We start from the raw sequence: 13,432 nt of genomic DNA, 5'->3' as shown, positions 1-13,432 counted from the left end.
GGAAACTTCGCACAAAGTTCTACGACTTTTGTTTTAACGGCGTCCTCAACGGCTGTGTTGTTGTCTTCGCCGTTGGCGGCAAGGCCGTCGACCACCTCGACAATCCAGTCAGCGATCAGGCGGAACTCGGCCTCGCCAAAGCCGCGCGTGGTGCCGGCCGGTGTGCCAAGGCGGATGCCCGAGGTCACCATCGGCTTTTCCGGGTCAAACGGAATACCGTTCTTGTTACAGGTGATACGCGCGCGCTCCAGCGCCTTTTCGGTCGCGTTGCCCTTCACGCCTTTGGGGCGCAGATCAACCAGCATCAAGTGGGTGTCGGTGCCGCCTGTGACGATATCAAGCCCGCCTTTGATCAGCTGATCCGCCAGCGCCACCGCATTGGCACGCACCTGTTTCTGGTAGGTCTTGAACTCAGGCCGCAGCGCCTCGCCAAAGGCGACGGCCTTGGCGGCGATCACATGCATCAGCGGGCCACCCTGAATACCGGGGAAGATCGCCGAATTCACTTTCTTTGCGATATCTTCATCATTTGTCAGGATCATACCACCACGCGGGCCGCGCAGGGTTTTATGCGTCGTTGTGGTCGCCACATCGGCATACGGAAAAGGAGAGGGATGTTCGCCGGCGGCAACAAGCCCGGCAAAATGCGCCATATCCACCATAAGGTAGGCGCCCACACTGTCCGCGATTTCGCGGAAACGAGCAAAATCAATCTGCCGCGGAATGGCAGAGCCACCGGCGATGATCAGCTTTGGCTGGTGTTCGCTCGCAAGCGCCTGAATCTGATCATAGTCGATCAGGTTATCCTCTTTGCGCACACCGTACTGGATGGCGTGGAACCATTTGCCAGACTGGTTCGGGGCCGCGCCATGCGTGAGGTGCCCGCCGCTGGCAAGGTTCATGCCCAGAATCGTGTCACCGGGTTTGATCAGCGCCTGAAACGCGCCCTGGTTCGCCTGGCTGCCGGAATTTGGCTGTACGTTGACAAAACCGCAGTCAAACAACTGCTTTGCCCGGTCAATCGCCAAGGTCTCGGCAATGTCAACATACTGGCAGCCACCGTAGTAACGACGCCCGGGATAGCCTTCGGCGTATTTGTTTGTCAGCACAGAGCCCTGCGCCTCCATCACCGCAGCCGAAACAATGTTCTCAGACGCGATCAGCTCTATCTCATCGCGCTGACGGCCAAGCTCCGACGTGATCGACGCGTAAAGCTCAGGATCACGGGAACTCAATGACTCAGTGAAAAAACCTGTTTCGCTAAGGGGGGCGTTCATATGGGGATACTCCTTTAAAAAACGGGGTCAGCCGGTCCAACCCAGACCTGCGGCGACGCAGTTCATGGACTGCAACAGCGGAACCGAAAGGACGGATTTGCCGTTCGTTCGTGAGTCGCGCAACAACTGAACCTGAAGCATGTGACTGTGATCGAGATGCGCGCGCACGCGCTCAAACCGGGATTGAAGGGCAGGAAATCTTTCCGCCAGCTTGGTGTCTTCGGTTAGGAAATACACGGCGTCACAAGCCCGCTGATACTCGTCCTTGACTGAGGCGAAAACCCGCGCGCGCTGCGTCTCTTCTTTTACCAGTGACGCATATTCTGCCGCAATTTGCATATCGGCCTGAAACAACGTTTTCTCAACTTCGTCAACGATCAGACGAAACAAGCGCGACTGCGCAAACATATCTCGTAAAATTTCCTCACCCGCAACGCCCCGAAACCGTCGGAACGACTGTATAGCAGAGCCAAATCCGTACCACCCGGTCAACATGTGGCGGTTCTGAGACCAGGCAAACACCCAGGGAATTGCGCGCAGGTCTGACAGGCTCATCGCGCCAAAGCGCCGCGCTGGTCGGGACCCGATCTTAAGGAATGCAAGCTCTTCCACAGGGCTTGCCTGCTGAAAATACTCAATAAATCCGGGTGTGTGCAAAAGCGTATTGTAGCTCGCCTGCGACATCCCTGAAAGCGCCTCTAAGGTATCGTCGAAGTCTGGATTGGTTCGCAACTCTGGTTCGCGTTGCGAGATCGCGCTGTGTGTCAGAACGGAGGACGCCAATAGTTCAAGTTGGTAGAGCGCCGTGCCGCGGTTCGCGTATTTTGACGAGACAACTTCGCCTTGTTCAGTTGTCCGCATAGCTCCGCTAATTGTACCTGCAGGCTGCGCCGCTATCGCGCGCCCCGTCGGGGCACCACCCCGGCTGACAGACCCACCACGCCCATGGAAAAACGCCGCCCGGAACCCGAGTTCAGCCAGCGCACGGTTGATCCGGCGCTGCGCCTTCTCAAGTTCCCAAGTAGAACAGACAAATCCGCCGTCTTTGTTGGAATCCGAATAGCCCAGCATGACCTCAACGGCAGGCCCGTGGGCCTTCAGACTGCGGCGGGCAAGCGGGACGGAAAAGAGTTTTGTCAGAATTGCAGGTGCCGCGCGTAGATCTTCGATCGTTTCAAACAGCGGCACAACGCGAAGGTCAATTTCTTCGGAACCAAAGCCCGCATAGCGTGCCAACAGAAAGACGCCAAGCAAATCATCAGTCGATCGCGTCATTGACAGGATGAAAGGGCCAAAAGCATCAGGGTCCACACCGCGCTTTGTGTCGCGCATCAATGTAAGCAATGTCATCAATTCGCGTGCCTGATCGCTTAGCTTTTCCGGGGAAATCCATTTTAGATCAGATTGCCCAAGCTCGCGGCGAAGGCGCGCTGACCAGATTTCACTGCCATACCTTGGGGCAGGGGAGTCGCTGGCGGTGCTCCAGATTTCCGCTAATACATCAGTTGTGACGGTCGAATTCTGCCGAACATCAAGCGCCATCGTGCGAAAACCAAAAACTTCTGCCCGCCAGCGAATAGGCTGCACGTAGCGTGCTGCCAGCGCCTTGGCACCAATAGCTTCCAGCGCAGTTTCAATGACATTCAGATCGTCGAGAAAATCACGTACTTCCGCATAGGGTTCGCAGATGGATGTGAGCCCCTGTGTTGCTTCGAGGCGTTGCGCAACAGCGGTCAAACACTGGCGAAATAGCTCTCCGGGGTTCAGATTGCGTAGTGCGTCGCCATTTAACGAAGCTGCAACAAGCGCGTCCAATCGTGCGCTCACTTGTTCAGGAATTTTTGCAATTTTGCTACTGATGCTGATCCGGGCGGATGCCGTTTGCAACGCCTCACGGTAGCACTCAAACGCAGCCGTGCGGTTTGCGAAAAGAGCGCGCGCTGTCACATCAGCGGTGACATTTGGGTTGCCGTCCCGGTCTCCGCCAATCCAGGAATGAAATTTCACGCAAGGGAGCCCCTGTTGCGCAGAAGTGCCATAGTGCCGTTCAGCCGCATTCTGAAACTGCTCAAACAATTGCGGCACGGCGTCAAACAGGCTGTCGCGAAAGAACTGGAGACCCCATGAAATTTCGTCTGACAAGCTTGGCCGCTCAAGACGCAGCTCACCTGTCAGCCACAATAAATCAACCTCGGTTCGCAACGCGTCGATCAGCGCTTCTCGCTCACGCGGTGTCCAGCGATGCGTTTCCAGCGAAACAAGTGTCCGGTAAATGCGACGGTGAATTTCAAGAATTGTGACGCGCTTTGCCTCTGTCGGATGTGCGGTCAGGGTTGGGCCGACCTGCAACTTGCTGATCACATTAGCGAACTCATCCGCTGTAACGCCCTCGGATTTCAACTTGTCAGCAGAAGCGGCGAATGACCCTTGAATTGCTTCGGGGCCAAGACGGGTTTCGATCTGGCGGCGTTCACGGACATTTGCATTTTCTTCGGTGATCTTGAGAAGCTGAAACCAGATGTTGATTGCCTGTAGCAGCGGCACCCTCTGAGCCGATGTCAGAGCTTCGGGCGAGGTTTCGCCTTTCAGATAGCCCGCGATTTCAGGCGCCCGCGCATCAACAACGTCGAGCAGCAACATGAACAACTCGCTACGCAGACTGTTGGCATATTCCGCTTCTGTGAAAACGGGTTCCGGATCAATTGCGCCCTTTACTGGTTTTTGAAGGGGTAGCATCAGTTGCACCGAGAACGCTGTTTGTTTGCGTGGTTCAGGAGCACGTCAAACGTTTCAGCCAGTTGGATCTCTACCGCCTCAGGCCAGCGTCGAGCTACCAGTAGTTTTGGCTTGAACATGCCCCTGATCCTTCACCGTTGATTACATGACACGTGCAATGGTATCGCCAATCACCGCAGGGTTTTCAGCAACGGTTACGCCCGCTGCGGTCAGGATCTCTACCTTCTCGCTCGCGCTTTCACCAAAGGCAGAAATGATCGCCCCTGCGTGACCCATGGTTCGGCCTTTTGGCGCGGTCAAACCCGCGACATAAGCTACAACGGGTTTGCTCATGTGATCCCGGATAAATGCAGCAGCCTCAGCTTCTTGTGGTCCGCCGATTTCGCCGATCAGGGCAACGATATGTGTGTCCTCATCTTCCTCAAACCGCTCAAGCATATCCTTAAAGGATGAACCGTTGATCGGATCACCGCCAATGCCGACGCTGGTCGAAATTCCGATGCCGTGCTCTTTAAGCTGAGCGGCCGCCTCGTAGCCCAAAGTCCCGGAACGGCCAATGATACCAACATTGCCTTGCAGATAGATATGCCCCGGCATGATACCAAGCAGCGCCTTGCCGGGTGAAATGGTCCCTGCACAGTTGGGTCCGGTCAGAACCATACGCTTGTCGCGAGGGTAGCGACGCATGTAGCGTTTTACACGGATCATATCCTGCGCTGGAATGCCGTCAGTGATGCAAACGCAATAGCGGATGCCACCGTCGGCAGCTTCCATGATGCTGTCAGCCGCAAAGGGGGGCGGAACAAAGACAAGACTTGCTTCTGCACTTGTTTCAGCGATCGCTTCTTTCACGGTATCAAAAACCGGAACGCCATGAACCTTTTCACCGCCTTTACCTGGCACAACACCACCTACGACATTGGTGCCATAGTCCAACATGTCTTTTGTATGGAACTGTGCCATACGTCCGGTAATGCCTTGAACGATTACGCGGGTGTCTCTGTCTAAAAGGATGCTCATCAGACAGCCCTCATCTTTGTGTTTTGGTCTAGGTCGCTGTTCCAGGCGGCAACAACACGTTCAGCAGCTTCGTTCAGCGTGGTTGCACGGATCAGAGGCAGCCCGCTTTGCGCGAGGATTTTCTGCCCTTCTTCGACATTTGTGCCCGCGAGGCGTACAACGACAGGCACCTCAACAGGGTTTTCACGTAGCGCCTGAACGACCCCTTCAGCGACCCAGTCGCAACGGTTGATGCCTGCAAAAATGTTGACCAGGATCGCCTGAACATTTGTGTCAGACGTCACAAGACGAAATGCCTTAGCCACACGTTCAGGCGTTGCCCCACCACCAATATCAAGGAAATTGGCGGGTTCGCCCCCGGCAAGCTTGATCGTGTCCATCGTTGCCATCGCAAGACCAGCGCCGTTCACAATACAGCCGATGTTGCCATCCAGACCGACATAGGAAAGACCACGGTCAGAGGCACGGCTTTCGCGTGGATCTTCCTGGCTTTTGTCACGCAGTTCGGCAATATTTGGATGCCGGAACAAGGCGTTATCATCAAAGGTCATCTTGGCATCAAGCGCCAGAACGCGGTTGTCGCCCGTCACAACCAGCGGGTTAATCTCAACCATAGTTGCGTCAAGTTCGGTAAACGCCCGGTAGCATCCTTGCAGGGTGCGCACCATTTGCTGTGTCAACGCAGGTTCAACACCCAACGCGAACGCGATTTCGCGGGCCTGAAAATCCTGAAGACCAACGGCTGGCTCGACGGTTGAACGCACGATACTATCAGGCCGGCTTTCAGAAATCTCTTCAATCTCCATGCCGCCTTCGGATGAAGCAACAATCATCACCCGCTGGCTCGACCGGTCGAGGACCAAACCAAGATAGATTTCACGGTCAATCGGCACGGCGGCTTCTACATAAACGCGGTAAATGCCTTTACCTTCAGGACCTGTCTGATGTGTCACCAGACGCTGCCCGAACATGTTGTTCGTTGCTTCCAGAATTTCGCTGTCAGACGAGCAGAGCTTTACACCGCCCGCTTTTCCGCGACCACCTGCGTGGACTTGCGCTTTGACGATCCACTTGTCGCCACCCATTTCGCGGGCGCGATAAGCTGCTTGTTCCGGGCTATAGGCGAGCGCTCCCTGTGGGATTGCGACGCCAAAATTGCTCAGAACTTCCTTAGCCTGGTACTCATGGATATCCATATTGTCTCTCCTCCCTGAAAGACGTTATTCAGCCGCCATTTCCATATCGGCACCGTTTAAGCGGTAAAATTCTTCTGCTGCGGCAACGCCCGAGCCAGCTTCGATCGGGATGCCTACATCGCGCATCGCCATTTCGGCACCGGCAATAGCGCTCATCAACATCAGTTCGTTCAGGTCACCAAGGTGACCGATACGGAACACCTTGCCCGCGACAACAGACAGGCCAGCGCCAAGCGACAGACCATAACGATGATAGGCACGCTGGATCACGGCGTTTGCGTCATGCCCATCTGGCACGACAATCGCGCTGACGGTGTCAGATTGCCACTTGGTCTCTTTTGCACAGAGGGTCAGGCCCCAGGCTTCAACCGCGCGGCGCACACCTTCGGCATGGTAATTGTGGCGCGCAAAGATATTGTCGAGCCCTTCGTTCAGCATCCGGTCAACCGATGCACGAAGACCACGCAGCAATGACATAGGTGGAGTATACGGGAAGTACCCGGTCGCATTGGTTGCAATCATATCTTTAAAGTCAAAGTAACAGCGGCGCATCGTTGCGGTTTTAGAAGCTTCGAGTGCCTTTTGACTTGCGGCCATAATGGCAAGGCCAGCAGGCAGCATGAACCCTTTTTGCGACCCTGAAACTGCAAGATCGACGCCCCATTCATCCATCCGGAAATCAACGGACCCAATCGAACTTACGCCATCAACATAAAGCATCGCAGGGTGGTTTGCCGCGTCTATCGTAGCGCGCAACCCACCTATATCGCTTTGTACACCCGTTGCGGTTTCGTTTTGCGTAGCGAGAACCGCCTTGATCTCGTGGTTAGTGTCTGCCGCAAGCCGCTTGCCAAATTCTTCGGCTGGAACACCTGTGCCCCATTCGCATTCGACAACCTCGACATCCAGTTCCATGCGCTGGCACAGATCAATCCAAAGATGGCTGAACTGACCTAAACGCGAAGCGAGAACTTTGTCGCCAGGGTTCAGCGTGTTTGTGATTGCCGCTTCCCAGCCACCCGTACCCGAAGCAGGGAACAGGAATACCTGACCGCTTTGGGTTTTGAATATCTTTTTCAGATCTTCGAAAAGAGGTAGGGTGAATTGTGGCAGGTCTGGTGCACGGTGGTCTTCCATCGGCATGTCAATCGCTTTGCGAACATCTTCAGGAACGTTGGTGGGACCTGGGACAAAAAGACATTTGGTGCCTGTCATGGGTATTCTCCTACGGGGCGGCCGAACCGCTGGTTTGCAATTTCAACGTCGATACAAAACTGAATCGACAATTGCCGCAACGTAAGTTACTCCTGCTTTTGGGTATCTATTTAGGCAGGTAATTACCCACCCAAACTGGTAAGAATACTGTTGAATACCGAAAAATTGCCTATTCATATGGGTAGGTTTTTGAAGAAAGGTTAATGTTTGCAGCACTCTAAGTCGGATAACACCCCAATTTCAGTCGCCCTTGCTGACAGCAATCCGTTGGTCCTGTCAGCAATGTCCGAGATTTTTGACCGCGACCCTCGATTCTCTCTGGTCGCGACTTCCTCAACCGCCGAGGGGTTCCTTGGTGCAGTGATCCGTGTGCCGGTCGATGTTGGTGTGATTGACTGGAACCTTCCTGTTCTGGGAGGGCAAAAATTGATTGAAGTCCTGCGCGAACAGGCCAATGCACCCCGCGTGGTGATTTACGGGGATGACGCAAAAGGCGATTTACCCCGATTGGCGATGTCTTCCGGGGCTGCAGGCTTTGCCGCACGAAACGGCCCGGTTGACAGCTTGCTGGAAACCAGCATTTCGGTCGCGTCGGGCAAAATGGTATTTCCGTTTCTCGACATTCGCGAGCTGCAAAAAGATCCGATTTTCTTGCTGACAAACCGAGAGCGCACCCTGCTCGACGCGCTGTCAAAAGGATCGACAAACCGAGAGCTTGCCAAAGAGTTTGGAATCTCGGCAAACACGGTGAAATTTCACCTCTCAAACCTCTACGAAAAATTGTCGGTTCAAAGCCGCGCGCAGGCCATTGCGTTTTACTATTCGTCACGTCTTCCGGCCGAGGCAAAACGGACATCGGAGTTCCCTGAATGATGGTGAAATTCGTAAAATAGGCGGCTCTAGATTTTTCTTGACAGTGAAAAAAATATCCCAATTTGTTGGGCGCCATCCATCTACGCCCATTTGAGGAGGCACCCAACCATGAGTTTTTATCCTATCGAACAGGCACCAGCACGCCTGAACCGCAGTGAGCTTGCCATTCCCGGAAGCCAGCCGCAAATGTTTGAAAAAGCGTCTAAATCTTCGGTTGACGTTATCTTTCTTGATCTTGAAGATGCCGTAGCACCAGACGAGAAAGCACAGGCCCGCAAGAACATCATCAAGGCCCTCAATGAGATCGACTGGGGGAACAAAACCATGTCGATTCGAATCAACGGCTTGGACACGCATTACATGTATCGCGATGTTGTTGACGTGGTTGAACAGGCCGGAGAGCGGCTTGACCTGATCATGATTCCGAAGGTTGGGACCGCCGCAGATGTCTATGCTGTCGACATGATGGTGACCCAAATTGAGGACGCAAAAGGCTACAAAAAACGTATCGGTTTCGAGCACATAATCGAGACCGCTTTGGGCATGCAAAATATCACTGAAATCGCCGGCGCATCAAAGCGAAATGAGAGCCTTCATTTCGGGGTCGCAGACTACGCGGCATCGACCCGTGCACGGACTACAATCATCGGCGGCGTGAACCAGGACTACGCAGTGCTGACTGACCCGCTGGAAGACGGCAGCCGCGACGTGCACTGGGGTGATATGTGGCACTATGCTTTGGCCAGAATGGTGGTTGCTGCGCGCGCCAACGGCCTGCGTCCGATCGACGGGCCATTCGGTGATTTCTCGGATGCAGATGGCTACCGCGCGGCAGCAAAACGCGCGGCAGTTCTGGGCTGCGAAGGCAAATGGGCAATCCATCCAAGCCAGATCGATCTTGCAAACGAAGTGATGAGCCCCTCCGCCGCCGAAGTTGATCGCGCAGAGCGTATCCTGAAAGCCATGGCCGAAGCGGAAGCTGCGGGCAAAGGTGCCGTTTCTCTTGACGGTCGCCTGATTGACTATGCCTCGATCCGTCAGGCAGAAGTGCTGGTAGAAAAAGCCAGGCAGATCGCCGCTGGCTAATCCGGAGATAAGCATGGCCAAGGAAAAGCAAGATTTGCGTAAAGCAGCGACAGACCTATTTTGCACCGCTGTCAATGCCGCAGATCCTGCACCCGCCTTGTGCCAGCAGCTTGAAAATGCCCCTCTGCCTGAACTGGCAGGGGGGCAATACATTGTCATTGCGGTCGGGAAAGCGGCCTGTTCAATGATGTCAGAGGCACTGAAACATATCCCCACTGGTACACCGTTTACAGCGCTCGCTGTACCAAATTACGAGAACGAGCAGGAAATTTCAGACTGCAAAGTGATGCCAGCCGGGCACCCCGTGCCGGATGAAAACGGCGCGCGGGCAGGGCAGGCGGTTGCCGACCTGCTGGATAGAGCAACAGATAAGGACCGCGTTCTTGCGCTGATTTCTGGGGGCGGCTCGGCTCTTTTGCCCGCACCGGTCATGGGCGTGACACTTGAAGAAAAGGCCGAAGTCAGCCGCGTGCTCCTTGCTGCGGGTTTTGACATTTCAGAAATGAACATGGTGCGTCAGCAGCTTTCGCGCCTGAAGGGGGGCGGGATGGCGCGGCTTGCTGCCCCGGCACCGCTTCGGGCCTATATTCTGTCTGACGTAATTGGCGATGACCTGCGCGTGATTGCCAGTGGCCCAACCGTTGGGCCCATAGGAGCCCGTAAAGATGCGCGTAACATACTGATAGATAGAAATGTTATGAACAAAATGCCTGCTTCGGTGCAGGAATACCTGAACGCAAATACGAGTGATGAGCCGCTTGACCTTACGAGAGTCGAGAACACATTGATCTGTTCCAATCGGCAAAGCCTTGAGGCAGCGCAGGCCGCCGCGCGCGGGTGGAACGCTACAATCGTGAATGACCGTCTCGAAGGTGACGTGACTGAAGCCGTTGAATTGCTGCTTAACGCTGCAAAGCCGGTACCGGAAGGCAAGCCAACCGTGCTGATCTTTGGCGGCGAAACAACGGTTAACATCCACGGCACCGGTATGGGCGGGCGAAATCAGGAACTGGCGCTTCGGTTTGCCCTTGGCTCTGCAGATATCAAAGGCGACTGGGTATTTCTGAGCGGTGGAACAGACGGGCGGGATGGCCCGACAGACGCGGCGGGCGGTATCGTCGACGGTTGTTCTGTCGCAAGAATGAAAGGCGCAGGCATTGATCCGGGCGCTTTACTGGAAAACAACGACAGCTACGCCGCACTTAAAGCATCGGGTGATTTATTGATGACGGGCGCAACCGGCACCAATGTTGCCGATGTACAAATTTTCCTGCGTCGTTAACGCGCGGACGCTTTGGACATTCCCCATTCATCAAGGTCATTAACAAGGATAAGCGCAACCCTGCGAAATGCTGCACGCATTTTCTCGACGTGCGGCCCAGAATGGCCTTGATCCGAAATTGCCTGATCCATCAGTGCAAGCCAACTTTCAGCGTCTTCAAGCGCGATGGGAACGTGGGCGTGCATCAGGCGCACTTCCATTGAGCCATGTTTTTCTTCATAATACCGTCGGCCACCAAGGAACCCAGACAAAAAGTTAAACTGCTCTTCACGCACGTGCGACAGACCGTGGCCCCGAAAATGCAGCCGCATAAGGTTCTCTCCACGCGGGTCGGTTTCAACAAGATCATAAAAATAATTCACGAGCGCGCGAAGCGCGTCTTCACCACCGAGTTGATCCAGAATGGTTTCTGACACTTTTTTCTCCCTTGGATCACGCGCACATCTTATTCTGGCTCTGCAGGCCTATTAGTCATACACAAAGTGATCCGAATTCAGATTTGTTGCACCTGTGGAATATTTATTTATTATAGAGAATAAGGTAAATCTATTGACTTCGCAAGTGAGCAGAAAAGAGTAGAACCATAAATGCAATCCCTGTTTTTCGGACTGGTTGCGGCTGTCGCATGGGGTTTGCACGATTTTTGCGTGCGTTACGTTAGCCAGCGCACGCCAATATACGCCGCGATTTTAACTGTTCTTGTAGCTGGTCTATGTTTCCAAACTATCGTGATGACAGCTCAAGGCTCATTCGAACCAATATCACCACATGCAATTTTCCTATCGTTTCTTGCGGGCGTGTTTTTTACCACTGCAAGTATTGGGCTATACAAAGCTTTCTCTGTCGGCCCGGTTCGCCTTGTCGCGCCTATCATTGCGTCTTATCCGGTTTTATCCGTTGGATGGGCAGCCATATCGGGCAACCCTGTTTCACTGCTTCAATGGCTCGCCGTTTTTACTGTGATTGCGGGTGTATCCGTCGTTGCGGCAATTTCAAACGTCACCGAAAATCCTGAACAAAAATCGAAACACAAAAGAACCATTCTTTGGGCTGTTCTATCCGGGGTGGGGTTTGCTGCAACTTTCGCTTTCGGGCAGGCCGCAACAGATATTGCCCCTGATATGCCTGTGATTTTAGTCACCCGTCTGGCGGCGATTGCTACACTTCTAGGGATCATGCTTTTGTGCAAACTTCCGCTTTTACTAGGCCGCAATCAGCTTCCTTTGTTAGGGTTTATGGGGTTGTTGGATGGGCTCGCATTGGCAAGCGTATTATCCGTTGGCGGTCTACCAAAGGCAGAATATGCCTCTGTCGCCGCATCGACATTTGGCATGATTACAATTCTGCTGACATGGGCTTTCCTTAAAGAAACCATGACACGGACGCAGTGGAGTGGTGTTATTCTTGTCTTCGCAGGAATTGGGTACTTGGCGTTGTAGCGGTTCACACTAGGCTGTCAAATCAAAAACCTCGCCTCCTATTTTCAGATTTATTTCCTGCTCAGGCGCCCCATCAACAAGTGCCCAGATAATCTGACCCGTCGGGCGATAGATGACAAAAGGTTTAGAAATTTCCTGTAGCACCGTACGCTTCATGCTGTGGTGAAGTGACCATTGTCAAATCCATGGAAATTAGTGGCTACGAAAGAAACATAAACTTCGTTATCCTGAACAGGAAAAGCCGCCAGAAACCTGAGCGTAAAAACCAACTAAAAACAGATTCAAGGAAGATGGTATGGAAATCACACCCGCCGGTACCCGGCCCTCAAAAAGTGCGACATCTGACTGGTTTACCGGGACCGTCTGGTAAGACCCAATCATAGAGGCCCCGCCACCCACCCCAGTCTCTGTCAGCACAGCCGACATTTCCCTGTTTTATCCCGATTTTCCGGGAGCTTGCGCCGTGCCATCGGCCTGAGAGACGACCATGATATCACGGATCAAGGCGGATTTCCCTGCACAAATTAACAGGGAAGTTTCCAACAAGAACAGGGAATGACGCGCGCAGATCAGGGATGGTTTAGATCTCGACTGAACCCGTAAATCCGCGCCTGCACATCCCAGTCAAGCGGGATCGGTTTGCGGATGATCTGTTCCAGGGTCAGTTCAGGTGGCTGGCGACCGTCGAGGATCGCTTTCTGAATCTTAGGCGAGAGGAAGGTGAGCTGGGATCGGGTGCGGATGTAGGATTCGGAACGGCTAGTTTTTGCAGCTAGCTCGCTCAGCGGCTTGCCCATCCGTAGCGCAGAGGTCCAAGCATGCGCGCGGGCTAGCGCACGCAGCATCGTTCTGTCTGGGTTGGGCTCACGATCGCCGACTACGATCTTTCCCTCGACGCAGCGCGAAGGGTGCCTGGATCTGCAGCGCGGATGGATCGATCTGGTTCGCCTTCAAGCCAAGTTCATTCGCCAGCTCTGCCGCATTCAGCTCCAGGGCGATGCGCCCTTTGGCCAGTTGGCATCCCGCCGTAGCGATTGCGAGAAGTCCAGGTGCACCTTTCCGTAACCTCTGTGTCAAATCCCGAGCCTTGGTGCCGACCGCGTCGTCAAATTGAAGATCTGGTATGATGCAAATCTGATGGCCGCGGACGAGGTCACTCAAATGTCGCGCGATGATGTCCGCAACTGCCTGCTCCAGTGCAACTGCGGGCACCCAACCTTTCCTATTCACCGCATAACTTGGCACATGCAAAATTATACGTTCCAGACTGCAACCAAGCCTGAGTTCAGGAAAAAACTGGAAAACTGT

12 protein-coding genes are annotated in these 13,432 nt (G+C 54.1%); 4 read left to right on the top strand and 8 right to left on the bottom strand.

Going from position 1 to position 13,432, the window contains the following annotated elements; all coding sequences use genetic code 11:
• From glyA to MWU63_RS16740, 5 genes are all read right to left on the bottom strand, one after another.
• Positions 1-1,277, bottom strand: a 1,277-nt coding sequence (gene glyA, locus MWU63_RS16760) for a serine hydroxymethyltransferase (RefSeq protein WP_247078925.1), incomplete at its 3' end; no start/stop codon positions are given.
• 27 nt (positions 1,278-1,304) lie between these two features.
• Positions 1,305-4,013: a phosphoenolpyruvate carboxylase gene (locus MWU63_RS16755; protein WP_247078923.1), complete on the bottom strand. Its 2,709-nt coding sequence runs from the start codon at positions 4,011-4,013 to the stop codon at positions 1,305-1,307.
• A 141-nt stretch (positions 4,014-4,154) separates the two neighbouring features.
• Positions 4,155-5,033: a succinate--CoA ligase subunit alpha gene (gene sucD, locus MWU63_RS16750; RefSeq protein WP_247078907.1), complete on the bottom strand. Its 879-nt coding sequence runs from the start codon at positions 5,031-5,033 to the stop codon at positions 4,155-4,157.
• Positions 5,033-6,229 carry a malate--CoA ligase subunit beta gene (locus MWU63_RS16745; protein ID WP_247078904.1) on the bottom strand — a complete coding sequence of 399 codons (1,197 nt, stop codon included), beginning with the start codon at positions 6,227-6,229 and terminating at the stop codon, positions 5,033-5,035. The genes sucD and MWU63_RS16745 overlap by 1 nt, the downstream gene beginning before the upstream one ends.
• 24 nt (positions 6,230-6,253) lie before the next feature.
• On the bottom strand, positions 6,254-7,444 hold the full coding sequence (locus tag MWU63_RS16740) for an aminotransferase class V-fold PLP-dependent enzyme (protein WP_247078902.1): 1,191 nt from the start codon (positions 7,442-7,444) through the stop codon (positions 6,254-6,256).
• 207 nt (positions 7,445-7,651) lie between these two features.
• Here MWU63_RS16740 and MWU63_RS16735 point away from each other — a divergent pair, with 207 nt between their 5' ends.
• The 3 genes from MWU63_RS16735 (at position 7,652) to MWU63_RS16725 (ending at position 10,685) form a co-directional block, all read left to right on the top strand.
• Positions 7,652-8,317, top strand: a complete 666-nt coding sequence (locus MWU63_RS16735) for a response regulator transcription factor (RefSeq protein WP_281496581.1) — start codon at positions 7,652-7,654, stop codon at positions 8,315-8,317.
• A gap of 108 nt (positions 8,318-8,425) precedes the next feature.
• Positions 8,426-9,403, top strand: coding sequence for a CoA ester lyase (locus tag MWU63_RS16730; RefSeq protein ID WP_247078897.1), 978 nt, complete (start codon positions 8,426-8,428; stop codon positions 9,401-9,403).
• A gap of 13 nt (positions 9,404-9,416) precedes the next feature.
• Positions 9,417-10,685, top strand: a complete 1,269-nt coding sequence (locus tag MWU63_RS16725) for a DUF4147 domain-containing protein (protein WP_247078895.1) — start codon at positions 9,417-9,419, stop codon at positions 10,683-10,685.
• Here the strand turns inward: MWU63_RS16725 and MWU63_RS16720 are convergent.
• Complete coding sequence (locus MWU63_RS16720) at positions 10,682-11,101, bottom strand: group II truncated hemoglobin (protein ID WP_247078887.1); 420 nt, start codon at positions 11,099-11,101, stop codon at positions 10,682-10,684. The two genes, MWU63_RS16725 and MWU63_RS16720, sit on opposite strands and share 4 nt — an antisense overlap.
• 171 nt (positions 11,102-11,272) lie before the next feature.
• On the opposite strand from MWU63_RS16720, the gene MWU63_RS16715 reads away from it, so the two are divergent.
• Positions 11,273-12,124, top strand: coding sequence for an EamA family transporter (locus MWU63_RS16715; protein ID WP_247078886.1), 852 nt, complete (start codon positions 11,273-11,275; stop codon positions 12,122-12,124).
• Between the two features lie 569 nt (positions 12,125-12,693).
• Here MWU63_RS16715 and MWU63_RS16710 read toward each other — a convergent pair.
• Positions 12,694-12,921 (bottom strand): hypothetical protein, encoded by a 228-nt coding sequence (locus tag MWU63_RS16710; protein WP_247078884.1) that lies wholly within the window; start codon positions 12,919-12,921, stop codon positions 12,694-12,696.
• Positions 12,922-12,988: 67 nt separating this feature from the next.
• Positions 12,989-13,336 carry a hypothetical protein gene (locus MWU63_RS16705; RefSeq protein ID WP_247078882.1) on the bottom strand — a complete coding sequence of 116 codons (348 nt, stop codon included), beginning with the start codon at positions 13,334-13,336 and terminating at the stop codon, positions 12,989-12,991.
• Between the last annotated feature and the right edge of the window lie 96 nt (positions 13,337-13,432).

Origin of the sequence: Pseudohalocynthiibacter sp. F2068 (genome assembly GCF_023015645.1) — a bacterium.
Lineage (GTDB): Bacteria > Pseudomonadota > Alphaproteobacteria > Rhodobacterales > Rhodobacteraceae > Pseudohalocynthiibacter > Pseudohalocynthiibacter aestuariivivens.
This window is presented reverse-complemented; position numbering and strand designations above follow the sequence as displayed.

Excerpts from the sequence above, each read along its gene's own strand:
- MWU63_RS16755 (WP_247078923.1), bottom strand. The coding sequence starts at position 4,013 with ATGCTACCCCTTCAAAAACCAGTAAAGGGCGCAATTGATCCGGAACCC.
- sucD (WP_247078907.1), bottom strand. The coding sequence starts at position 5,033 with ATGAGCATCCTTTTAGACAGAGACACCCGCGTAATCGTTCAAGGCATT.
- MWU63_RS16745 (WP_247078904.1), bottom strand. The coding sequence starts at position 6,229 with ATGGATATCCATGAGTACCAGGCTAAGGAAGTTCTGAGCAATTTTGGC.
- MWU63_RS16740 (WP_247078902.1), bottom strand. The coding sequence starts at position 7,444 with ATGACAGGCACCAAATGTCTTTTTGTCCCAGGTCCCACCAACGTTCCT.
- MWU63_RS16730 (WP_247078897.1), top strand. The coding sequence starts at position 8,426 with ATGAGTTTTTATCCTATCGAACAGGCACCAGCACGCCTGAACCGCAGT.
- MWU63_RS16725 (WP_247078895.1), top strand. The coding sequence starts at position 9,417 with ATGGCCAAGGAAAAGCAAGATTTGCGTAAAGCAGCGACAGACCTATTT.
- MWU63_RS16715 (WP_247078886.1), top strand. The coding sequence starts at position 11,273 with ATGCAATCCCTGTTTTTCGGACTGGTTGCGGCTGTCGCATGGGGTTTG.
- MWU63_RS16710 (WP_247078884.1), bottom strand. The coding sequence starts at position 12,921 with ATGGGCAAGCCGCTGAGCGAGCTAGCTGCAAAAACTAGCCGTTCCGAA.